General features: G+C 60.8%; 16 protein-coding genes. 13 read left to right on the forward strand and 3 right to left on the reverse strand.

The window, feature by feature from the left end:
* Positions 1-220: 220 nt before the first annotated feature.
* The 6 genes from recC (at position 221) to EIY71_RS11870 (ending at position 11,924) form a co-directional block, all read left to right on the forward strand.
* Positions 221-3,673 (forward strand): exodeoxyribonuclease V subunit gamma, encoded by a 3,453-nt coding sequence (gene recC / locus EIY71_RS11845; protein WP_134021775.1) that lies wholly within the window; start codon positions 221-223, stop codon positions 3,671-3,673.
* Entirely contained in the window at positions 3,670-7,359 is a 3,690-nt protein-coding gene (gene recB / locus EIY71_RS11850) for an exodeoxyribonuclease V subunit beta (protein WP_134021777.1), read from the forward strand. The genes recC and recB overlap by 4 nt, the downstream gene beginning before the upstream one ends.
* Positions 7,356-9,464, forward strand: coding sequence for an exodeoxyribonuclease V subunit alpha (gene recD / locus EIY71_RS11855; RefSeq protein ID WP_085746834.1), 2,109 nt, complete (start codon positions 7,356-7,358; stop codon positions 9,462-9,464). Before recB ends, recD begins: the two co-directional genes overlap by 4 nt.
* A 119-nt stretch (positions 9,465-9,583) precedes the next feature.
* Positions 9,584-10,159, forward strand: coding sequence for a YfiR family protein (locus tag EIY71_RS11860; RefSeq protein ID WP_134021779.1), 576 nt, complete (start codon positions 9,584-9,586; stop codon positions 10,157-10,159).
* A complete protein-coding gene (locus EIY71_RS11865) occupies positions 10,156-11,424 on the forward strand; it encodes a diguanylate cyclase domain-containing protein (protein WP_085746836.1) in 1,269 nt (422 codons plus the stop codon). The genes EIY71_RS11860 and EIY71_RS11865 overlap by 4 nt, the downstream gene beginning before the upstream one ends.
* A complete protein-coding gene (locus EIY71_RS11870) occupies positions 11,424-11,924 on the forward strand; it encodes an OmpA family protein (RefSeq protein WP_170844893.1) in 501 nt (166 codons plus the stop codon). Before EIY71_RS11865 ends, EIY71_RS11870 begins: the two co-directional genes overlap by 1 nt.
* Here EIY71_RS11870 and EIY71_RS11875 read toward each other — a convergent pair.
* Complete coding sequence (locus EIY71_RS11875) at positions 11,921-12,868, reverse strand: LysR family transcriptional regulator (RefSeq protein WP_039772937.1); 948 nt, start codon at positions 12,866-12,868, stop codon at positions 11,921-11,923. The genes EIY71_RS11870 and EIY71_RS11875 overlap by 4 nt on opposite strands.
* A 149-nt stretch (positions 12,869-13,017) precedes the next feature.
* On the opposite strand from EIY71_RS11875, the gene EIY71_RS11880 reads away from it, so the two are divergent.
* Both EIY71_RS11880 and mmsB read left to right on the forward strand, forming a co-directional pair.
* Complete coding sequence (locus EIY71_RS11880; protein ID WP_011332335.1) at positions 13,018-14,544, forward strand: CoA-acylating methylmalonate-semialdehyde dehydrogenase; 1,527 nt, start codon at positions 13,018-13,020, stop codon at positions 14,542-14,544.
* A 9-nt stretch (positions 14,545-14,553) separates the two neighbouring features.
* Entirely contained in the window at positions 14,554-15,441 is an 888-nt protein-coding gene (gene mmsB, locus EIY71_RS11885) for a 3-hydroxyisobutyrate dehydrogenase (protein WP_134021781.1), read from the forward strand.
* A 94-nt stretch (positions 15,442-15,535) separates the two neighbouring features.
* Here mmsB and EIY71_RS11890 read toward each other — a convergent pair whose 3' ends face one another.
* The gene (locus tag EIY71_RS11890) at positions 15,536-15,880 is read right to left on the reverse strand and encodes a cupin domain-containing protein (RefSeq protein WP_007953863.1); all 345 of its coding nucleotides are present in this window, start codon (positions 15,878-15,880) and stop codon (positions 15,536-15,538) included.
* 705 nt (positions 15,881-16,585) lie between these two features.
* On the opposite strand from EIY71_RS11890, the gene EIY71_RS11895 reads away from it, so the two are divergent.
* Genes EIY71_RS11895 through rfbA form a run of 5 tightly spaced genes read left to right on the forward strand, consistent with a single transcriptional unit; the run spans position 16,586 to position 22,966 of the window.
* Entirely contained in the window at positions 16,586-17,416 is an 831-nt protein-coding gene (locus tag EIY71_RS11895; protein WP_256656668.1) for a DapH/DapD/GlmU-related protein, read from the forward strand.
* The gene (locus EIY71_RS11900; RefSeq protein ID WP_007953861.1) at positions 17,413-18,663 is read left to right on the forward strand and encodes a hypothetical protein; all 1,251 of its coding nucleotides are present in this window, start codon (positions 17,413-17,415) and stop codon (positions 18,661-18,663) included. Before EIY71_RS11895 ends, EIY71_RS11900 begins: the two co-directional genes overlap by 4 nt.
* A 22-nt stretch (positions 18,664-18,685) precedes the next feature.
* The gene (locus tag EIY71_RS11905) at positions 18,686-20,863 is read left to right on the forward strand and encodes a prenyltransferase/squalene oxidase repeat-containing protein (protein ID WP_134021783.1); all 2,178 of its coding nucleotides are present in this window, start codon (positions 18,686-18,688) and stop codon (positions 20,861-20,863) included.
* Between the two features lie 54 nt (positions 20,864-20,917).
* Positions 20,918-22,000 (forward strand): dTDP-glucose 4,6-dehydratase, encoded by a 1,083-nt coding sequence (gene rfbB, locus EIY71_RS11910; RefSeq protein ID WP_218568796.1) that lies wholly within the window; start codon positions 20,918-20,920, stop codon positions 21,998-22,000.
* 42 nt (positions 22,001-22,042) lie between these two features.
* Positions 22,043-22,966: a glucose-1-phosphate thymidylyltransferase RfbA gene (gene rfbA, locus EIY71_RS11915; RefSeq protein WP_085746840.1), complete on the forward strand. Its 924-nt coding sequence runs from the start codon at positions 22,043-22,045 to the stop codon at positions 22,964-22,966.
* Between the two features lie 36 nt (positions 22,967-23,002).
* Here rfbA and EIY71_RS11920 read toward each other — a convergent pair whose 3' ends face one another.
* Positions 23,003-24,139 (reverse strand): LLM class flavin-dependent oxidoreductase, encoded by a 1,137-nt coding sequence (locus tag EIY71_RS11920; protein WP_085746841.1) that lies wholly within the window; start codon positions 24,137-24,139, stop codon positions 23,003-23,005.
* Between the last annotated feature and the right edge of the window lie 116 nt (positions 24,140-24,255).

Raw genomic sequence — 24,255 nt, forward strand, 5'->3', positions numbered from 1 at the left:
AGTGAAACGATGCATCGCCGATGGTAGTGTGGGGTTTCCCCATGTGAGAGTAGGTCATCGTCAAGATTAAATTCCGAAACCCCAATTGCGAAAGCAGTTGGGGTTTTGTTTTGCCCGCAGGAAAGTTCTTACAGCATTCTCAGCCGCCTTGCGGCTGTCGCCGCCGGCCGACAATGCTAAGGTTCAGCCCTAGCTTTTGTACTTTTCCAAGGAAGCCTTCATGCCGGACACCCAGTCCCTCAACGCTGCATTCATGGTCGTTCAGAGCAACAGCCTGGATGAACTGCGCAGCCTTGTGATCAGCATCATGCGGCGCTATCCACTGGCTCCCCTGGAGAACGAAATCGCGCTCGTACAGAGCAACGGCATCGCTCAATGGCTCAAGCTGGCACTGGCTGAGGACCCTGAAGAGGACGACTCCGGCGGCTGTGGTATCGCCGCTGCTATTGATGTGCAACTGCCGGGCAGTTTCATGTGGCAGCTTTACCGGATGGTTCTGGGACGAGAGGAAATTCCGGCAAAGTCGCTGCTCGACAAGGCACCGTTGACCTGGCGTCTGATGCGCCTGTTGCCACAGGTCATCACCCGTCCGCATTTCGAACCGCTACAACGCTTTCTCACCCATGACAGTGATCTGCGCAAACGCTACCAGTTGTCCGAACGTCTGGCAGACCTCTTCGACCAATACCAGGTTTACCGCGCTGATTGGCTTGAGGACTGGGCAGAGGGGCATCATCAACTCCGAAATGTAAGAGGTGAAGCGAAGCCGCTCTCGCCGACCAGTTGCTGGCAGGCAGAATTGTGGCGCGCTCTGCTGGACGATGTGGGCGAGCAAGGCATGGCCCAGAGTCGCGCGGGCGTGCACCAGCGGTTCATGGAGCGCATCAACAGTCTTGAACGCGCACCGACCGGACTTCCACAGCGAGTGATCGTTTTCGGAATTTCCTCGTTGCCCGCCCAGGTACTGGAAGCATTGGCCGGGTTGTCTCGTTTCAGCCAGGTTTTATTGTGCGTCCATAACCCCTGTCGTTATCACTGGGCCGATATCGTTGCCGACAAGGATCTCTTGCGTCATCAGTACAAGCGGCAGGCCCGAAAAAACGGCATGCCTGTGGTGCTGGATTCGGAATCGCTCCACCAACATGCTCACCCGCTCCTCGCAGCGTGGGGCAAGCAAGGTCGCGATTACATCAACCTTCTCGACAGCTACGACGAGCCGGACAGCTATCGCGCAGCATTTCGCAACGGACGTATCGATCTGTTCAGCGAAAACCAGCCGAAGAACATGCTCAATCAGTTACAGGACGACATTCTGGAGCTGCGGCCGCTCAGCGAGACTCGAACGCTCTGGCCGGCAGTCGATCTGACTCAAGACGATTCGATCCGCTTTCACATAGCTCATAGCGCCCAGCGCGAAGTGGAGATTCTCCACGACCAACTCCTGGCCCGTTTCAGTGCCAACCCTCAATTACGCCCTCGCGATGTGATCGTGATGGTGCCTGACATCGATAGTTATGCGCCGCATATCCGCGCCGTATTTGGCCAACTGGATCGTCAGGATCCACGCTTCATTCCTTTCACCATGGCCGATCAGGGGCAGCGCGGACGGGATCCATTACTGATCGCTGTCGAGCATCTGCTCAAGCTGCCGGACAGTCGTTTCCCCGTCAGTGAAATTCTCGACCTGCTCGACGTTCCTGCGTTACGCGCCAGGTTTGGTGTGCAGGAGCGAGACTTGCCGACTCTGCATCGCTGGATCGAAGGGGCCGGCGTACGTTGGGGCATCGATGCCGGGCAACGGGCCGAACTGGGATTGCCCGACGAACTGGAGCAAAACAGTTGGCGCTTCGGCCTGCGTCGGATGCTGCTCGGCTATGCCGTCGGCAGTTCCGGAGCCTGTGGGGATATCGAACCCTACGATGAAATCGGTGGTCTCGATGCCGCGTTGATCGGCCCGTTGGTAGCGTTGCTGGATGCACTGGAACTCTCGCATCAGCAACTGATGAAACCCGCGCAACCGCAGGAATGGGGACATCGGCTTCAGGCGTTGATGCAGCTGTTTTTCAAGCCTGAAGATGAGCATGACGACTATCTGCTGGCTCAACTCGAGGAGTTGCGCGAAACCTGGCTGGAAACTTGTGAAACCGTCGCTCTGCTGGACGAGCTGCCACTGACCGTCGTCCGCGAGGCCTGGCTGGCGGGACTGGATCAGGGGCGTCTGTCGCAGCGCTTCCTGGCCGGTGCCGTGAACTTTTGCACACTGATGCCGATGCGCGCGATCCCGTTCAAGCTGGTTTGCCTGTTGGGAATGAACGATGGCGATTATCCACGCGCTCAACCGCCGCTGGACTTCGATCTCATGGGCAGCGACTACCGGCCGGGAGATCGATCCCGTCGGGAGGATGATCGCTATCTTCTGCTCGAAGCGCTCTTGTCCGCCCGTCATCAGCTTTACATCAGTTGGGTGGGCCGCAGCATTCGCGACAACAGCGAGCGGCCAGCCTCTGTGTTGATCGGCCAGTTGCGCGATCATCTCGCCAATGGATGGCGATCGGTCGACGACAACGAAGATCTTCTGATTGCCATGACTCAGGAGCATCCGTTGCAGCCATTCAGTTCGCGCTACTTCCATGAGGAAGACAAACTGTTCAGCTATGCCAGCGAATGGCAAGTGCTGCATCAGCATCACGAGCAGAATGACGTCGCAACAATGCTTGCCCCCCATGTTCAGGAGGAACCGTTGAGTCTGGAGCTGCTGCAGGACTTCCTGCGCAATCCGGTTCGACACTTTTTCACTCAGCGACTCAAGGTTTACTTTGAAGCGGCGCAGGTACCTCAGGCTGACGAGGAACCCTTTGTGCTGGATGCGTTGCAGCGATACATGCTCAGCGACAGCTTGCTCGGGGCAGCCTTGAGACACCCGGACAATGTTGATCAGGCGCTCGAGTCTCAAGCCCGACGCCTGCAGAACAGCGGACTGCTGCCCATGGCCGGGTTCGGTGAATGCCTTCAACGAGAGTTGATCGAGCCTTTGCCAGACTTGTTGCAACGATATCAACAGCTGTTGGCGTTATGGCCGACACCGCTAACCAACGCGCTACCGATCAATTTTGAATGGCAGGAACTGCGCCTTGAAGGATGGCTAGGCGGTTTGCACCGGCGCGCCGATGGCGGCGTACTGTCGGTCACAACAATCCCCAACAGCATAGGCTCGATCAAGAGCCGCAAATGGCATCGCATGACCAAGCCCTGGGTCAGCCATCTCGTCGCGTGCGCCAGTGGACTCTCCCTGACGACCGCACTGGTGGCCAGTGATGACACGCTCCTTCTTGAACCTCTGGAACAGACTCGAGCGGGGCGAATTCTCGAGGATCTGCTGCTCGCCTGGCAGACGGGCATGTGCCAGCCACTTCCGGTCGCGGTGAAAACGGCTTTTGCATGGCTGGCCCAGACCGATCCGGTCAAGGCTGAAGCGGCTGCCCGTAAAGCCTATGAGGGCGATGGTCAGACCAGCGAAGGCGAGCGGCGTGAAAGTCCGGCTCTGTCCCGACAATTCGCCGACTTCGATGCACTGCAGGCGGATGAAACCTTCTCCGGTTGGTGTGATGCACTGTATCGCCCTCTGCTTGAGGCACCGTGGCGCTCATGGATCCACGAGGAGGCAGGCGCATGAGTAACCAGCCGCCACTCGCCCTGGCATTCCCGTTAAAGGGCAGCCAACTGATTGAAGCCAGTGCGGGCACTGGCAAGACGTTTACCATTTCGGCGTTGTATCTGCGGTTGATCCTCGGCCACGGAGGCGAGGCGAGTGGTTTCGGTCGAGAGCTGTTGCCCCCGCAGATTCTCGTGGTGACCTTCACCGACGCGGCCACCAAAGAACTGCGCGAACGTATACGCACGCGTCTGGCCGAGGCCGCCCGTTTCTTTCGTGACGAGACGCCTCCCCCTGATGCGCTGATCGATGAACTGCGTGCAGAGTTCGATCCGCAACAATGGCCCGGTTGCGCGAACCGCCTGGATATCGCCGCGCAATGGATGGACGAAGCCGCCGTTTCGACGATCCACAGTTGGTGTCAGCGAATGTTGCGCGAGCATGCGTTCGACAGCGGCAGTCTGTTTACCCAGACCCTGGAAACCGATCACAGCGACCTGCTCGGCGAAGTGCTGCGCGATTATTGGCGGCTGTTCTGCTATCCGATGCAGGGCGATGCATTGAGCTGGGTCCGCAGTCACTGGGGAGGTCCGGCGGCCCTGTTACCGCGAGTGCGTGGGCTGTTTGGCACCGAGCGCGAAGCGGACTCTGACAAGACCCCCTCCGAGCTGATCGAAGAATGCCTGCAGGAACGCCGTGCGGCATTGGTGGAGTTGAAGGGACCATGGCGGCAGTGGGCCGATGAGTTGCTCGCGATCTGTCATCAGGGCGTCGCCAACAAAACCGTGGACGGGCGCAAGATGCAAGCCCGCTATTTCGAACCCTGGTTCGAAAAGCTCAAGGCCTGGGCCGAGGACGAGTCGTTCGAGCAACTGGATATCGGCACCGGGTTCGCCAGGCTCACGCCGGAGGGCATGGCTGAAGCCTGGAAGGGCGAGCCGCCGAGTCACCCGGGCCTGGGTGCCATGCCTGTGCTCAAGTCGAGCCTCGACAATTTGCCGACGCCCGATGCGGCCGTGCTGCAGCATGCTGCCAAATGGGTCGGTGCCCGCTTTGAAGACGAGAAGCGCCGTCGAGCCGAAATGGGTTTCGACGACATGCTATTGCGTCTGGACTCGGCCTTGCAATCCGACGGTGGGGAGCGGCTCGCCACGCTCATCCGCGAGCAGTTCCCGGTCGCACTGATCGATGAGTTCCAGGACACGGACCCGGTGCAGTACCGGATCTTCGAAAGCATCTATCGCATTGAAGAGAATAACCCCGAGACCGGGCTGTTCCTGATTGGCGACCCCAAGCAGGCGATCTATGCCTTCCGTGGCGCGGACATCTACACCTACCTGCGAGCCCGCCAGGCCACAACCGGACGCCTGCATACCCTGGGCACCAACTTCCGTTCCAGTCACGGGATGGTCAGTGCGGTCAACCATGTTTTCGAACGTGCCGAGTCCCGTGAGCAAGGGCGCGGAGCATTTCTGTTCCGAGAGAAAAGTGGCGATAACCCAGTACCGTTCCAGCCTGTGGAGGCTCAGGGTCGTAAAGAACATTTGCAGGTATCCGGGCTGGACGTACCGGCGCTGAACATCTGGCATTTATCCACCGACAAACCACTGTCCGGGGCGGTTTATCGCCAGCAGTTGGCGGCGGCCTGCGCCAGTGAGATCACGACTCTGCTCAATGGCGGGCAAACCGGTCGTGCCGGGTTTGCGCAGGACGGCAAGGATTGGCGTGGGCTGCGGCCAGCGGACATTGCGATCCTGGTGCGCGATGGTAAAGAGGCGCAGGCGGTACGCGGTGAGCTTGCGGCGCGCGGAGTCCGCAGCGTTTATCTGTCGGACAAGGACTCGGTCTTTGCCGCACAGGAAGCCCATGACCTGTTGTCGTGGCTCAAGGCGTGCGCCGAGCCGGATGTCGAACGCTCCCTGAAAGCGGCGCTGGCGTGCATCACGCTGAACCTGCCGCTGGCTGAGCTGGAACGTCTGAATCAGGACGAGTTGGTCTGGGAAACCCGGGTCATGCAGTTCCGAGGTTATCGTGAGCTCTGGCGCAAGCAAGGGGTGCTGCCGATGTTGCGGCGCCTGCTGCACGACTTTCAACTGCCGCAGATGCTCATCGCCCGCAGTGATGGCGAGCGGGTGCTGACCAACCTGTTGCATCTGTCGGAGTTGTTGCAACAGGCCGCGTCGGAACTCGATGGCGAGCAGGCACTGATCCGTCATCTGGCCGAGCATCTGGCGCTGTCAGGGCAGGCAGGTGAAGAGCAGATCCTGCGTCTTGAGAGCGACGAGCAACTGGTCAAGGTCGTGACCATTCACAAGTCCAAGGGGCTTGAATACCCGTTGGTGTTCCTGCCTTTCATCTGCTCGGCCAAACCCGTGGATGGCAGTCGATTGCCGCTGCATTACCACGATGAGTCCGGCAAGGCCCGCATCAGTCTGAAGCCCGACGCCGAACTGATCGCCCTGGCGGACAACGAGCGCCTGGCGGAGGATCTGCGTTTGCTCTACGTCGCGCTGACTCGCGCACAACATGCGTGCTGGCTCGGGGTGACGGATCTCAAGCGCGGTAACCACAGCAGCTCGGTACTGCATCTTTCTGCGCTGGGCTATCTGTTGGGCGGTGGCGCAACGTTGGGTGAATCCAGCGGATTGGCCCGTTGGCTGGACGATCTGCAACAGGGTTGTTCGGCGCTGAGCGTTGTTGAAATGCCGGCGGCCACCAGCGAGGAGTATCAGCCTCCGCGTAACGAAGCCATGCTACGTGCCACCCTTTTACCGAGCCGCAGGGCCAGCGAAAACTGGTGGATCGCATCGTACAGCGCCTTGCGCATCAGTGACGTGCTGAGCGTCGGCAATGACGAAGCTCCTGACAGTCCGCAAGCGCAAAAACTGTTCGACGACGAACGCCTCGATCCTGAAGCTCCGCGCGAGATCATCGCCGGCGGGGCCGATATTCACCGCTTCCCTCGCGGGCCGAATCCGGGAACGTTTCTTCACGGTTTGCTGGAGTGGGCAGGGGAGGAAGGGTTCGCGGTCACCCGCGAGTCGCTGGACGATGCGATCGCCCGGCGTTGCAATCGGCGGGGTTGGGAAGGCTGGATCACCACCCTCGGCGACTGGTTGCAACACTTGCTCAAACTGCCACTGCCCGCAGGGCTCGACCAACCGCCAGTGGTGCTTGAGCAATTGAAGCAGTATCGGGTCGAGATGGAGTTCTGGTTTGCCAGCCACAAAGTCGACGTGCTCAAGCTCGACGAACAGGTGCGTCAGTTCACCCACAACGGCGTGGCCCGGGTCGACGCCGAAGCGGTGCAGCTCAATGGCATGTTCAAAGGCTTTATCGACCTGACGTTCGAGCACGAGGGTCGTTACTACGTGGCCGATTACAAATCCAACTGGCTGGGCGTCGATGACGCTGCGTACACCGAGCGGGCCATGGAGCAGTCGATCCTCGACAACCGTTATGACCTGCAATACGTGCTGTACCTGTTGGCACTGCATCGTCAGCTCAAGGCGCGGCTCGCCGATTACGACTACGACCGGCATATCGGCGGCGCGTTGTATCTGTTCCTGCGCGGGACACGGGCCCCTGGCGGTGGCGTTTACTTCGCGCGACCACCAAGGGCGCTGATCGAGCGTCTGGACTTGATGTTCCAGGGCAAACCGCAACCCAAGGCCGAGCCCGCGTGGGAACAGGGAGTATTGCTATGAACCGGACATTCGCCGACCTGCTGCCAACGCCGCTGACCGCCGACAGCCTCGCGCAACTGACGCCCCTGACCCGTGCCGATGATCTGTTGCTGTTGCTGACCCAATGGGTCGAGCGTGGCTGGTTGCGGGCACTGGACAAGGCATTCGTGGCCTTTCTTCATGAGTTGGCACCCGATGTCGATCCGCTGGTGTTGCTCGCCGCCGCATTGACCAGTCACCAGCTCGGCCATGGTCATGTCTGTCTGGATCTGTTCGAAACCCTCAAGGCGCCGGATTTCGCTTTGTCCCTACCGCCAGAGGGGGATGCACAACCCGGCGTGTTGCTGCTGCCATCGCAACTGCTCGAAACCCTCGACGGAGCGCACTGGTGCAAGGTACTGGCCGGCAGTTCGCTGGTGGCACTGGCCGCCGACGAAAGTGCGTCGTCGCAGGAACGCCCGCTGGTGTTGTCCGGCAAGCGCTTGTACTTGCGGCGCTATTGGGCCTACGAGCGGCGTATCGACAGCGCATTGCGTCAGCGGCTCGCGGAGCAGGAAGCGACACCATCCGATCTTGCACGGCGGCTGGACGAGCTGTTCGATCCAGCGCAGCGTGCGGATGTCATCGACTGGCAGAAACTCGCCTGCGCCCTGGCCACCCGAAGTGCCTTCAGCATCATCACGGGCGGTCCAGGTACCGGCAAGACGACGACGGTGGTCCGTTTGCTGGCGTTGCTCCAGGCACCTGCGGTCGAGGCGCATCAACCATTGCGCATTCGGCTCGCGGCGCCTACCGGTAAAGCGGCGGCGCGGCTGACCGAGTCCATCAGTCAGCAGGTGCAATCGCTGAAGGTCGCTGACAGCGTCCGGGAAAAAATCCCGACCGAGGTGACCACGGTGCACCGCCTGCTCGGCAGTCGTCCCGGCACGCGGCACTTTCGCCACCATGCCGGTAACCGTCTGCCCCTGGACGTTCTGGTGGTCGATGAAGCGTCCATGATCGACCTGGAAATGATGGCCAACCTGCTCGATGCCTTGCCGCCTCATGCCCGATTGGTGTTGCTGGGCGACAAGGATCAACTGGCCTCTGTGGAGGCGGGGGCGGTGCTGGGAGATTTGTGCCGCGATGCCGAAGCCGGTTGGTACAGTCCGCAGACTCGCCAGTGGCTGGAACAGGTGAGCGGCGAATCCCTGCAGGACAGCGGCTTGCACGAAGGCTCTGACGGCTCGCATCCGCTGGCCCAGCAAGTGGTGATGTTGCGTCACTCGCGGCGTTTCGGCGAGGGCAGCGGCATCGGCCAACTGGCGCGGCGGGTGAATCAGCAACTCCCGGACGAGGCTCGGCAGTTGCTGGAAGCCAAGACTCATGGAGATGTGTTTTCGTTGCCGCTTCAGAACGAGCACGACCGGAAACTTGAGCACCTGGTGCTCGATGGACACGGCGAAGGCCCTCACGGTTATCGACATTATCTGAGCGTTTTGCGCGATCGACGTCCGGCGATTGGAACGCCGCTCGAACATTCAGGCTGGGTCGACTGGGCGCGTGACGTCCTGCGGGCCTTCGATACCTTCCAGTTGTTGTGCGCAGTGCGCAAAGGGCCGTGGGGTGTCGAGGGGCTGAACCAGCGCATCACCGACGCGTTACTCAAAGCGCGGCTGATCGAAAGCGATCAGCAATGGTACGAAGGCCGGCCGGTGCTGATGACCCGAAATGACTACGGTCTGGGGCTGATGAACGGTGACATCGGTATCGCCCTGAAATTGCCCGAGCGCGATGGCCCGGATGCCGGCAAGTCGGTGTTGCGAGTGGCGTTCCCGCGTAACGACGGGCGCGGAGGGGTGCGTTTCGTGCTGCCGAGCCGGCTCAACGATGTCGAGACCGTCTATGCGATGACCGTGCACAAGTCGCAGGGCTCGGAGTTTGCCCATACCGCGTTGATCCTGCCGGACGCCCTGAATCCCGTGTTGACCAAGGAGCTGATCTACACCGGAATTACCCGGGCCAAGGACTGGTTCACCTTGATCGAACCTCGGAGCGGCGTGTTTGAAGAAGCGGTGCAGCGCAAGGTGAAGCGCCTGAGTGGACTGATGCTGGAACTGGAAGAAGGGGTGCCGCATAAAGGATGAAGGTGCCTTCGATTGCCGCCGATAATTGATCGACCGGTCAGAGGTCGCTGTATCGCTGGTGTTCCAACCCTGTGCTATCGTTGCGGCATCATTTCGTAACGATCCAAGAGAATCCCTGCATGAAGGTGGCTGTCTGGGCGACAGAGCGCGTAGTTGGCTGCAAGCAGGCGTTGCTTGCCGGTGTGCTCTGTTTGCTCACGGGTGTGGCCGCTGCCCAGGCTCAACCCTCGACGGGCATGGCCGAACAGCGGGCCAAATCCGTCACCCAGGTTGTCCTCGGTATCCTCAGTTACGCGCGCTGGCCGGTAGAACCGGCGCAATTGCGCCTGTGCATCGTCGGCCCGACCGAATACACCGACGACCTGGTCAAGGGTACGACCCAGGCCACGGGGCGTCCGGTCATCGTGCGTCGACTGTTGGCCGACAATCCGGCCATCGTCAGCGAGTGCGACGCAGTCTACATCGGTAAGCTTACGACCGACGAACGCAGCCGGCTGTTCGCGTCCCTGATCGGCCATCCGGTGCTGAGCATCAGCGAAGGCGGCGATCAATGCACGGTCGGCAGCCTTTTCTGCCTGCGGGTCGGCGATGAACAAGTGTCGTTTGAGGTCAATCTCGACTCCGTCGCCCGCAGCGGCGTGCGCATTCATCCCAGCGTGCTGCAGTTGTCGCGCCGCAAACCGGCGGTGCCATGAGACGCGACAAATCCACAGGGCGCCCGACCCTCGGCTCGGTCATCGGCCGTGGCAACCTGATTGTGGCGCTGGTCGCCGTGGCAATGGCCAGTGTGTCGCTGACGCTGCTTGGGGTGCTGGCGCTGCGGGTCTATGCCGATCACAACCTGCACTTGATCGCCCGCTCGATCAGTTACACCGTGGAAGCCGCCGTGGTGTTCAACGACAAGGCCGCCGCGACCGAAGCGCTGGCGTTGATCGCCTCGACCGAAGAGGTGGCGGATGCCCAGGTGCTGGACACTCAGGGCCAATTGCTCGCGCGCTGGCAGCGTCCGGAGAACGGCCTGATTTCCGAGCTGGAGATGCAGGTCGCGCGAGTGATTCTGGAAAAACCCATCAACCTGCCGATTCAGCATCAGGATCGCGAGATCGGGCGCATTTTGCTGATCGGCCACGGCGGCAGCCTGATGCGCTTTCTGTTGAGCGGTCTGGCGGGGATCATTCTCTGCACGGCGATCAGCGCCTGGGTCGCGCTGTACCTGGCGCAGCGTCAGTTGCGCAGGATCATCGGCCCGTTGCACAGCCTGGCGGCGGTGGCGCATGCGGCCCGCAGCGAGCGGGCACTGGATCGACGGGTGCCACGGGCGAAGATTGCCGAACTGGACAACCTCGGCAATGACTTCAATGCCTTGCTCGATGAACTCGAAGACTGGCAAACCCACCTGCAAAGCGAGAACGAAACCCTCGCCCACCAGGCCAGCCACGACAGTCTCACCGGCTTGCCGAACCGGGCCTTTTTCGAAGGCCGCCTGATCCGTGCGCTACGCAGCGCCCACAAACTCAACGAGCGCGTGGCGGTGCTGTTTCTCGACAGCGACCGCTTCAAGGACATCAACGACAACTTCGGTCATGCCGCCGGTGACGCGGTGCTGGTGGCGGTGGCTAATCGGGTGCGGGCGCAGTTGCGTGAAGAGGATCTGGTGGCGCGTCTGGGCGGTGACGAGTTCGCCGTTCTGCTCACGCCCTTGCACAAGACCGAAGACGCCGAGCGCATTGCCGACAAGATCCTCGCCAGCATGGACACCCCGATTGCGCTGCCGGGCGACAGCAGTGTCGTGACGTCGCTCAGTATCGGCATCGCGGTTTACCCCGATCATGGCGTCACGCCCGGCACCTTGCTCGATGCGGCCGATGCCGCGATGTATCAAGCCAAGCGTTTGTCGCGCGGCGCCCAATCCACGGCCGGGTCGGAGCACCCGGTCGATCCCGTTCAAACCAGGAGCTGATGCCCGTGTTCTCACTTTCCTTTCGACTGTTTTCCACCCTGTTGCTGACGGCCATGCTGGCCCTGACCGGTTGCCAGACCGCCCCGCAAAAAGGCCTGACGCCCGCCCAGGTTGCGGTCCTCAAGCAGCAAGGCTTCGAGTTGACCGATGATGGCTGGGAGTTCGGCCTGTCGGGCAAAGTGCTGTTTGGCAGCGATGTCGAAAGCCTGAACCAGCAAAGTACCGAAATCGTCGAGCGCATCGGCAAAGCGTTGCTGGGTGTCGGCATCGAGCGCGTGCGGGTCGATGGCCATACCGACGCTTCGGGCAAGGAAACCTACAACCAGCAGCTGTCTCTGCGTCGCGCGAAAAGCGTCGGCAAAGTGCTGACCTCGGTCGGCATGAAAGAAGAGAACATCCAGCTGCAAGGACTCGGCAGCCGCGAACCGGTCGCCTCGAACGACACCGCCGCCGGCCGCACCGAAAACCGCCGGGTGTCGATTGTGGTCAGCGCCGATTAATCGGCGAATTGCATTTCGCGGGTCTCACCCATCAACAGCGCCTGATTGCGCTCTGTCACCTCACGGATGTAATCCCACAGCAACGTGATCCGCTTCAACTTGCGCAGATCCTCCCGGCAGTACATCCAGAACTGCCGGGTGATGTCGATTTCCTCCGGCAGCACCGGCAACAGGCGCGGATCCTGTGCTGCGAGGAAGCACGGCAGAATCGCCAGCGAGCGCCCCTGCTGCGCTGCGACGAACTGCGCAATCACGCTGGTGCTGCGCAGATTGGCGCTGGCGCCGGGCAACACGTTCGCCAGATACAGCAGCTCCGAGCTGAACGCCAGATCATCCACATAACTGATGAATTGATGCTTGCCCAGGTCGGCGGGGCGGCGGATCGGCGGGTGCTTGTCCAGGTATTCCTGGGTTGCGTAGAGCTGCAAGCGGTAGTCGCAGAGTTTGCAGCACACGTACGGCCCGTGTTCCGGGCGTTCGAGGGCGATGACGATGTCGGCCTCGCGTTTGGACAGGCTGATGAAGTGCGGCAGCGGCAGGATGTCCACCGAGATCGCCGGGTAGGCGTCGACGAAGTGGCTCAGTTGCGGGGTGATGAAGAAGCTGCCGAAACCTTCGGTGCAACCCATGCGCACATGCCCGGACAGCGCGACGCCGGAGCCTGAGACCTGCTCGCAGGCCATGTGCAGCGTGCTTTCGATCGACTCGGCATAACTCAGCAGGCGCTGGCCTTCGGCAGTCAGTACGAAACCGCTGGTACGCGACTTTTCGAACAGCAAAGTGCCGAGCGCCGCTTCCAGCGAACTGATCCGCCGCGACACGGTGGTGTAGTCGACCGCCAGGCGCTTGGCCGCCGTGCTGGCCTTGCGGGTACGGGCGACTTCGAGGAAAAACTTGAGGTCGTCCCAGTTCAGCGAACCTAGAGACGTGATGTTTTTTTGCATGATGGACGGGCTTATATGTGCGTTCTTATTAGAAGTTTGCACATCTATACTCCAAAAACAGTCCGACAACCAATTCGTGACACACGCCTCATCTCAAGGCGAACCTTTCGCCTTGGCTCCTAAGATAAAAACAAGTTCTGGAGACCAGCATGAACGCATCGCTTACGCCCAACGAAACCACGATCCAGAAGGTCAAGCTGCTGATCGACGGCGAGTGGGTCGAGTCGCAGACCACCGAGTGGCACGACATCGTCAACCCGGCGACCCAGCAGGTGCTGGCCAAAGTCCCGTTCGCCACCGCCGCTGAAGTCGACGCTGCCGTCAGTGCCGCCCAGCGCGCCTTCCAGACCTGGAAACTGACCCCGATCGGCGCGCGCATGCGCATCATGCTCAAGCTGCAGGCGTTGATCCGTGAGCATTCCAAACGCATCGCCGTGGTGCTGAGCGCCGAGCAGGGCAAGACCATTGCCGATGCCGAAGGCGACATTTTCCGTGGCCTGGAAGTGGTCGAGCACGCCTGCTCCATCGGCAGCCTGCAAATGGGCGAGTTCGCCGAGAACGTGGCCGGCGGCGTCGACACCTACACCCTGCGCCAGCCGATCGGCGTTTGCGCCGGCATCACCCCGTTCAACTTCCCGGCAATGATTCCGCTGTGGATGTTCCCGATGGCCATCGCCTGCGGCAACACCTTCGTCCTCAAGCCATCCGAACAGGATCCGCTGTCGACCATGTTGCTGGTGGAACTGGCGATTGAAGCGGGAATTCCGGCCGGTGTTTTGAACGTCGTCCATGGTGGCAAGGACGTGGTCGATGGCCTGTGCACCCACAAGGACATCAAGGCGGTTTCGTTCGTCGGTTCGACCGCCGTCGGCACCCACGTTTATGACCTGGCCGGTAAGCATGGCAAGCGCGTGCAATCGATGATGGGCGCGAAGAACCACGCGGTGGTGCTGCCGGATGCCAATCGCGAGCAAGCGCTCAATGCGCTGGTCGGCGCCGGTTTCGGTGCGGCCGGTCAGCGTTGCATGGCCACCTCGGTGGTGGTGCTGGTGGGTGCGGCCAAACAATGGTTGCCGGATCTGAAAGCGCTGGCGCAGAAACTCAAGGTCAACGCCGGCAACGAGCCGGGCACCGATGTCGGTCCGGTCATTTCGAAAAAGGCCAAGGCGCGGATTCTCGATCTGATCGAAAGCGGCATCAAGGAAGGCGCCAAACTCGAGCTGGACGGTCGCGACATCAGCGTGCCGGGCTACGAGAAAGGCAACTTTGTCGGCCCGACCCTGTTCTCCGGGGTGACCACCGACATGCAGATCTACACCCAGGAAATCTTCGGCCCGGTGCTGGTGGTGCTGGAAGTCGACACCCTCGATCAGGCCATCGCGCTGGTCAACGCCAACCCATTCGGCAACGGCACTGGCCTGTTCACCCAGAGCGGTGCGGCGGCGCGTAAGTTCCAGACTGAAATCGACGTTGGCCAGGTCGGCATCAACATCCCGATTCCGGTGCCGGTACCGTTCTTCAGCTTCACCGGTTCGCGCGGTTCGAAACTCGGCGACCTCGGCCCGTACGGCAAGCAAGTGGTGCAGTTCTACACCCAGACCAAAACGGTCACGGCGCGCTGGTTCGATGACGACAGCGTCAACGACGGTGTGAACACCACCATCAACCTGCGCTGAGGAATGGCCATGAAAATCGCATTTATCGGTCTGGGCAACATGGGCGCGCCGATGGCGCGCAACCTGATCAAGGCCGGGCATTCGCTGAATCTGGTGGACCTGAACAAAACCGTGCTGGCGGAACTCGAGCAACTGGGCGGCACTATCCGCGCTTCGGCTCGCGAGGCCGCTGAAGATGCAGAACTGGTGATCACCATGCTGCCGGCGGCGGTGCATGTACGCAGCGTCTGGCTCGGTGAGGACGGTGTGCTGGCCGGGATCGGCAAAGGCGTGCCGGCGGTGGATTGCAGCACCATCGATCCGCAGACCGCACGCGATGTGGCAGCGGCGGCCGCCAAACAAGGCGTGGCCATGGCCGATGCCCCGGTGTCAGGCGGTACCGGCGGCGCCACTGCAGGTACGTTGACCTTCATGGTCGGCGCCACTCCTGACCTGTTCGCCACCTTGCAACCGGTGCTGGCGCAGATGGGCCGCAACATCGTGCATTGCGGTGAGGTCGGCACCGGTCAGATCGCCAAGATCTGCAACAACCTGTTGCTCGCCATTTCGATGGTCGGCGTCAGCGAGGCGATGGCCCTGGGCGACGCGCTGGGGATCGACACCGGCGTGCTTGCCGGGATCATCAACAGCTCGACCGGGCGTTGCTGGAGTTCGGAAATGTACAACCCGTGGCCGGGGATCGTCGAAACGGCGCCGGCCTCGCGCGGTTACACCGGTGGCTTCGGCGCCGAGCTGATGCTCAAGGATCTGGGGCTGGCCACCGAAGCGGCGCGTCAGGCCCATCAGCCGGTGGTGCTGGGCGCGGTGGCGCAGCAGTTGTATCAGGCGATGAGTCAGCGCGGGGAAGGGGGCAAGGACTTCTCGGCGATCATCAACAGCTATCGCAAGCCGCAGTAATCGTCGTCAGGCCTGCGCTCGTCGCAGGCCTGCACATCCAATGCAGTAGGTGTTGCCGGGAAATCACGTCGGGTGGTTTCCCGGCTTTTTTGTATCAGGCGAACACGAAATATTTGCGCACGGTCTCGACCACTTCCCAAGTGCCCTTCATGCCTGGCTCGACCACGAAGATGTCGCCGGCGCGCAGGTGAATCGGCTCCATGCCGTCCGGGGTAATCACGCAGTAGCCTTCCTGGAAATGGCAGTACTCCCACTTCACGTAATCCACCCGCCACTTGCCCGGCGTGCAGATCCACGTGCCCATGATCTTGCTGCCGTCTTCGCTGGTGTAGGCGTTGAGGTTGACGGTGTGCGGGTCGCCCTCGAGTTTTTCCCATTTGCAGGCGTCGAGTACGGGCAGGGGATGGGTGTCGCGCAGAACGGTGATAGGTGCGGGCATGACGGCTCCAGGCCAAAGGGAGTTGGAGCCGTCACCGTAGCCTTCGCGGGTGCTGTTGGAATGTCTTGGGTCGACCTCCAGATGCCTGTAAGCGCTGAGGAGATCTGCGCATCTACCGAATTGCACCAACGCTGTGCATATAAGAAGGTTTTGGTACAAGCGTGCACCATAAAAGTTCAATAAATTTTTAGACTAAAACGAGATAACCATTCTGACACCTATTGCAAAACAAAATCGTCTGTACTATAACATTCGTACTAAAGAACTATTCCTCCAAAGGGAGCTTAACCTGAGTCACGGACAGACTTGAATCGGCTTTTTCTCATCTCGAAACTGACTTGGCTTTTGGCTCAAGTGTGAACTTCTACCTGTTGTTAATGAATAATGACAGTTGAATGAACCGGACAGTTAATAAGCGGCGCGGACGCAATGTCTCGCGTGCTTTGAGTAGAAGCCTTAAATAAACAGTTAATTATTATTTGTGCGCTGGCGGATTTATATCTGCGGGATACGCACGCCTATCGAATTTTTATGTGCCCGGCATCAATGGAATGAGGCTTTATTGTGGACGACATAAACGTAATTGAAGTTTCGACAATTGTTGATAGTGCGAGTGAACTTGGTCGGCACGTCTGGGTGCGTGTCGGCAGTCGCCTGACAAATGTGCAGATAAGCGATGACTGCTTCATCGGCTTCAGGTGCGATTTGCAGCACGCGTCCATCGGTAAATCCAGCATGTTCGCCACCGGTGCCCAATGCCTGGGGACGGCGCAGTCGCCGGTTCGGATTGCCGAAAACGTCTGGCTGGGCGCCAAGTCCACCGTGGCTGCCGGTGTCTCCATCGGTGCCGGGGCCGTGGTGGCGGCTGGCGCGTTGGTGACAGCGGATGTGCCGCCGGACGCAATCGTCGTCGGTCGTCCGGCGCGGGTCATTGCCCGGCGCACCGTGGTCGAGGACGGCCGACCGAGCCCGGAACCGGTGCTGGCCAAAGTCCGGGACCGGGCGCGCCAAGGCTTGCCGTCAATGCTCGATCGGTCCACGCAGTCGGTCGCGCGGCTCAAGTCGCTGAACCCCGACACCCAGACCTGGGACATCAGCGACGACGCCCTGATCGATGCCGAATTGCGCGGCGGGGCGTCGGTGGAAATCGCCCGGGACTGCATCCTGATCGGGCGCAGCAGCCGTCAGGGCGGTATGTCGCAACTGGGTGGCATCGAATTGGGCACCGGCGCGCGACTCGCGGCCGGTGTGGTTATCGAGGCGGCCGGCGGCGTATCCGTCGGTGCTTTCAGCGAGTTGTCCGAGGGGGTCACGATCGTTGCCTCCACCCATGATCATTCATTCCGCTCACTGCCTTGGGAGGAGGCACCGGTGCGCATTGGAAGTCGTTGCGTTATTGGCGAGGGCGCCATCTTGGTAGGTCCACTGAATATTGGTGACGGTGCCGTTATCAAGCCGTACTCGGTGGTTATAAGGGATGTATTGGAAAACACTGTGGTTCATGGCGTTGTTCAACTAATGGAGATTCAGGAATGATTTTATTTGCCCCCAATCCAACCGGTTCCGGTCACAACATGCGCGCGCTGTCCATCGCTCAGGCGATCAAGAAACAGCGTCCGGACATGCCATTGACCGTTGCACTGGCTTCCTTGCAGCCAACCTTCACGCCGATGTTCGAAAAGTCTGGCGTAGAAGTTGTGGATATTGCCGGTCGTTTGGTCGATTACTCGAAAAAGAGCAACTTGTCGAAAGAACTCGACTGGAATAATTACATTGGCGGTTATATCGCCAATACCTTCTTGTCCGGCGAGCGGATTCTGTCTTACCTGGCCCTGATCGCCGAGTACAAACCGACCGCTCTGGTGTCGGACTACAACATGGCCGCCTGCCTGGCCGCGATTTTCAGCGGTACGCCGCTGGTGTTCGTCACCGAGCGCTACGACTTCACCCTGTGCCAGCTCGAAGACCATGATCTGGCCGACGGCGGTTTCGAAGTCAACGCGCTGGAAATGGCCCGGGCCCGCACCGCGCTGCACAGCCAGTTCAACTGGATGATCAATCAGAGCCAACTGGTGCTGACCGACAAACCGTACGTGGCTTCCCTCGATCAGGGCACGCCGGTGGCCGAAGCGCTGGTCAGCGGCAAGGCGCATTTTGTCGGCCCGATGATCCGCGACATCAATGTGCAGACCGGCTTGAACGTGCGCGAGCAACTGAACCTCGGCGACTCGCCGTTCATTGTGGCTTCGATCAGCGGCACCACGATGTTTGCCCAGAACAAGGATGCGCTGCTCGCTGCGTATCTGGACAGCTTCAAGATCCTGCGCGAGCGCAATCCGGAACTGAAACTGGTGTTACTCGGCCGTCAGGATATCCAGGCTCAGGACGGCGTCGTCTGCGTGCCGTACTACCCCGACTGGATGGGCCTGCTGCGCGAAGCCAGCCTGCTGATTTCGGCGCCGGGCTGGATCACCGTGACGGAAATCGCCGCACTCCAGATTCCGACGCTGTTCGTGCTGCCGTCCAAATCCGAGTACCACGAACTCGAAGCGCTGCGCCGTCTGGAGCTGCTGGGTTTCCCGACGCATCTGGGCCACGACCGCGATGCGATCGTCGAACTGATCCAGGGCGAACTGGAAAAAGACACCGACGCATCGACCTACTACGCGCCGCATCAGCAAGTGGCCGCGCCGGATGGCGAAGGTGCCGCCCGCGCCGCGACGCGCATCATCGAGTTGTGCCAGGGCAGCGTTGTGTCGCTGACCGAAAGCAAAGCCGCTTAACCTCAAGGAAGAGGGATTCACCATGTCACTGCATCCGCAGTTTCTATTTGATCAAGGCCTCAAGGACATCGACCACGGCGGCTTTTTCGCCGTGACCGATGCCAGTGGCGAGGTTGCGATTTCCAGCGACAAGCAATTGCAGGATCAGGTCGCGGCGACGCTCTACCAGGCTGAACACGGCGACGATGTCGAACTGCGTTTTGCCCATGACGGGCTGATGCGTTTGCATGATGCGTCGAATGGCGGTTTCCATGAGCTCGCCGACCGCTACTGGACGCCGCACGGCTCCGGACGCTGCCGCACGCTGGCGCTGCAACTGGACGCGCTGGCGGCGTTGATTGCCTATCAGCGCCGGGTGCCGCAGGACGCGGCGAACAATGCTGCGATCCACGGCCTGCTGGAAAAGGTCGAAGCGCTCTACGCCCGTTCCACGGTCGCCGGCCTGTACAGCAGCGACTGGTCGACTCCGCTGGAGCTCGCGACCTCGATCGATCTCGACATCAGTGCCACGGCCTTGCTGGCGCGTATCGACAATCAGCCGTTGGGTCTCGGCTTGGTCGGGCACTTGCAGATTCATGCGGAAAACCTGATCGGCCGGGTGGCCGGCAGCGACAGCCAATCCTGTGTCGATGTGGCGCTGACCCGTTGCGGTGTGCGGGCTCAGGTAAGCCTGGTGCTGGCGCAACTGGCTGACGCGCGCGACGATAATGCGTTGTCGAATCTGGCCCGTTCGTTCCTGCTGCAAACCCTGGCGCTGTTCCGCGATCCGGCGTACGGCGGGTATTGGGATCGGGTCGGGATCAACGGCAAAGTGCGTTGCGACTGGCACACCTCGTACAAACATCACGAGTCGCCATTCCCGATCAAGACCGCCTATGACGTGGCGTTGCTGTTGCAGGCGATTCAAGCCTTGCCGTCCGGCGCGAGCGAAGCCGACCGGGCTTCGGTGACGGCAGCGTTGCTGGAGTTTCACGACGCGTGCAATGGCGGGCTGTTCATGGGCAAGGGCTATTTCTGGTCGACGCCGGATGACCCGACCGTGCCATTCATTCGGCAGTTCTGGGCGCCGCCGCGTCAGCCGGGGATCTTCAGCATCGGCAACCTGACGTACCTGCCGTTGCACCTGAAAAGCCTGAAAACCCAGCTCGCCGCCGCCCACGCCTTGCAGTCCATCGAACCGGCCGCTGCCGTCACTCATCATGACGATGCGGCGTTGGTAAACCGTGAGCTGCAAGTGATCGATGGCGGTGGTGATGTGCAGCGCATTCATCCGAACGGCGTGCCGACCATCAATGTCGATCTGCAGCGTTATCTGGCTTGGCTGGCCAAGGCTCGGGCATCGAATGAAACGCCTTACGGGCTGACTGCCGAAACCGCGCCACTGGGGTTCCGTGCCGACAAGACCTGGCAGGTGTTCTCCGGGTTGCACGTGATCTCGGACTTGCATGCGCTGGGTCTGCAAATCGAAAACAAGGCCAGCCTGATCGATTGCATCAGGGCTTCACAAAACACCGACGGTGGATTTGCCGAGCAACCGGGGCATCTGAGCGATGTGTTCGCGACCTACTGCGCGGTGCTGTCGCTGCGAGTGCTGGGCGCGTTGCCGAACGATATCGGCGGTTGCGTGCGTTACCTGCAAGCGTGTCAGAACCCCGATGGCGGGTTCGGCGATGTGCCGGGTTTCGGCTCGGACATCTGGCACACCAATCTGGCGGTGCTGTCGCTGCATGCGCTTGAAGCCAAGGCACCGGACGAGCAGGGCGTGATGGCGTTTGCCTTGCGCTGCCGCTCGGCCGATGGCGGTTTCGCCAACAAGCCGGGATATCCGCCGGACGCGTTTTCGGTGTACCGCGTGGTGTCGACGCTTTTCATTCTCAACCGACGCATCGTCGATGCCGAACAGACCGTCGCCTGGCTGCAAAAGCTGCAACTGGTCAACGGCTCGTTCCACTACCGGCCGGGCAAAGCGGTCAGCCTGGTGGGTACTTACATGGCCATCGCGGCGATGTACCTGCTCGACGCGCAGCCGACGTATTTGCAGGAATCGAAAGACTGGATCGCTGCCCATCAGAAGCAGGACGGTGGATTCGGCCCGCTCAACGCGACCTCGGCGACCACCGACGAAAGCTTCGTCTGCATCCAGACGCTGCTGATTCTCGAACAAGGGCTGTCGCCATACTGGGTTGCGTTGTTGAACTGACCCGCACACAGCATCGAAGGACGTTCAATCATCATTTTGCCAGGGGAGGCGCTGATGAAAATTTTAGTGACAGGGGGCGCGGGCTTCATTGGCTCGGCCGTGGTGCGGTTTCTGATTGAAGAGACCGAATGTGAAGTGATCAACGTCGACAAACTGACCTACGCCGGCAACCTGGAATCGCTGGCCGATGTGTCCGATTCGCCGCGTTACCGTTTCTGCCAGGTCGACATCTGCGACAAGCCGGCGCTGGACGAACTGTTCGCGCGCCTGCAACCGGATGCGGTGATGCACCTGGCCGCCGAGTCCCACGTGGACCGCTCGATCGATGGCCCGCAAGCCTTCATCGAAACCAACATCGTCGGCACCTACACGATGCTCGAAGCGGCGCGTGGTTACTGGAACCGACTGGACGCGGCGCGACAGGCGGCGTTCCGTTTCCATCACATTTCCACCGACGAAGTGTATGGCGATCTGGAACCCGAAGATCCGGCGTTCACCGAGCGCACGCCGTATGCGCCAAGTTCGCCGTACTCAGCGACCAAGGCCGGTTCCGATCATCTGGTCCGCGCCTGGCATCGCACCTTTGGCCTGCCTGTGGTGATGAGCAATTGCTCGAACAATTACGGGCCGTATCACTTCCCGGAAAAACTGATTCCTCACGTCATTCTCAATGCGCTGCAAGGCAAGCCGTTGCCGGTGTACGGCGATGGCGCACAAATCCGCGACTGGCTGTTCGTCGAAGATCACGCCCGCGCCCTGTACGCGGTGGTCACGCGCGGTGAGGTCGGGCAGACCTACAACATCGGCGGCCACAACGAGAAGACCAACCTGGAAGTGGTGCAAACCCTGTGCGATTTGCTTGAGGCACGCGGCGCGGAAAAACCGGCGGGTGTTGCGCACTTCCGCGACCTGATCACCTTCGTCAAGGATCGTCCTGGCCACGACAAACGCTACGCCGTCGATGCCGGGAAAATCCACACGACGCTGGGCTGGACGCCGCAGGAAACCTTCGAAAGCGGCATGCAGAAAACCGTCGACTGGTATCTGGACAACCGCGCCTGGTGGGTGCGGGTGATGTCCGGTGCCTACGCGCTGGAGCGCCTCGGCGAGCAACGCGACGAAGCCCTCGTGGCTTGAACATTCAGTCATTCAAATCTCACTGCTTGAAAGGAAAAAAGCATGGCCAAGTACAAAGGAATTCTGCTGGCGGGCGGCGCCGGTTCGCGTCTGCACCCGATCACCCTGGGCGTCTCGAAACAGTCGCTGCCGGTGTATGACAAACCGATGATCTACTACCCGCTGTCGGTGCTGATGCTGGCGGAAATCCGCGAGATCCTGATCATCTCCACCCCGGAAGATCTGCCGGGCTTCCAGCGCATGCTCGGCGATGGCAGCCAGTTGGGCCTGAGCCTGAGCTACGCGGTACAACCGAGCCCGGACGGTCTCGCTCAAGCATTCATCATCGGTCGCGAATTCGTCGGTGAAGACAACGTCTGCCTGGTGCTCGGCGACAACATTTTCTACGGCGCCGGCTTCGGCGAAACCCTGCTGCTAGCGGCGGCGCGTGATGAAGGCGCTACGGTGTTCGGTTACTACGTGGCCGATCCCGAGCGCTTTGGCGTGGTGGAATTCGATGCTGCCGGCAAGGCCCTGAGCATCTGCGAAAAACCGAGCGATCCGAAGTCCAACTATGCCGTCACCGGCCTGTATTTCTACGACAACGAAGTGCTGAAGATTGCCGCCGACATCAAGCCATCGCCGCGAGGTGAACTGGAGATTACCGATGTCAACAACGTCTATCTGCAACGCGGGAAATTGAACGTATCGGTGATGGGTCGTGGGATGGCCTGGCTGGATACCGGAACCCACGATGCGTTGATTGAGGCCGGCAATTTCGTGCAGGCCATCGAGAAACGCCAGGGCCTGAAAATCGCCTGCCTCGAAGAGATCGCTTACAACAAGGGCTGGATCGACGACGCGCAATTGCTGGTGCACGCGGGCAGCATGAGCAAGACCGGTTACGGTCAGTATCTGGCGCGTTTGATCCACGATGACGTGGTGGTGGCGATGGATGCACAGCGCCCGTTGAAAGGCGCTGCCTGATCAAGTGTGGGAGCGAGCGTGCTCGCTCCCACAGGTTCAGTGGCCGGTCACGCTGTCGAGTTGTGCAGCTTTGGCCGTGGCGTGCGGATCGGCCGACAGGGTTTGCAACCGGGCCAGGCGATTGGCATGTGTCGGCGCTTCGGCCGCCAGCGGCGAGCGGCGTTTGCGGGTTTCTTCACGCAGCACCGGCAACACTTCCTTGCCGAACATGTCGAGTTGTTCCAGCACGGTCTTCAGCGGAATGCCGCCATGGTCGAACAGGAACAGCTGGCGCTGATAGTCGCCGAAGTACTCGCGGAAGGTCAGGGTCTTGTCGATGATTTCCTGGGGGCTGCCAACCGCCAGCGGGGTCATCTCCATGAACTCTTCCAAGGATGGACCGTGGCCATACACCGGGGCGTTGTCGAAGTAGGGGCGGAATTCACGGCGTGCATCCTGCGAGTTGCGACGCATGAAAATATGCCCGCCGAGACCGACGATCGCCTGCTCCGGCGTGCCGTGACCGTAATGGGCAAACCGCGCGCGGTAGAACTCGACCAGCGCCATGAAATGCTCACGGGGCCAGAGGATGTGGCTGGCGAAAAAACCGTCGCCGTAATACGCGGCCTGCTCGGCGATTTCCGGGGTGCGGATCGAGCCGTGCCAGACGAAGGGCGGCAGGTCATCGAGGGGCCTCGGGATCGAGGTGAAGTTTTTCAGCGGAGTGCGAAAGCGTCCACTCCAGTTGAGGTCTTCTTCGCGCCAGAGCCGGTGCAGCAGGCGATAGTTTTCCATCGCCAGTGGCAGACCGTCGGCGATGCTCTTGCCGAACCAGGGATAGACCGGCGCGGTGTTGCCCCGGCCGAGCATCAGGTCCATACGGCCGCCGCAGAGGTTTTGCAGCAGCGAATATTCTTCGGCCAGACGCACCGGATCGTTGGTGCTGATCAGGGTGGTAGACGTCGAGAGAATGATGCGTTGGGTCTTGGCTGCGATGTAGGCCAGCAGCGTGGTGGGAGAGGAGGTGATGAACGGGGGATTGTGGTGCTCGCCGGTGGCGAACACGTCCAGTCCGATGTCTTCGGCCTTCTGCGCAATTTGCAGGGTGGCCTGGATGCGCTCGGATTCGCTGGGGGTACGGGCGTTGGTAGGGTCTTGTGTGACGTCGCCAACGGTGTAGATCCCGAATTGCATAAAGCCTCCTTGCCTTGGGTAAAGGTGTGTTTGAAACCCTTGCCGCGAAGAATGAATCATCGCGGCACTTGAAATGTACGCCTGTACACGTACAATCGCAATTCTGCATCATCGTC

Origin of the sequence: Pseudomonas sp. CH235 (assembly GCF_004368175.1) — a bacterium.
Taxonomy (GTDB): Bacteria; Pseudomonadota; Gammaproteobacteria; order Pseudomonadales; family Pseudomonadaceae; genus Aquipseudomonas; species Aquipseudomonas paraglycinae.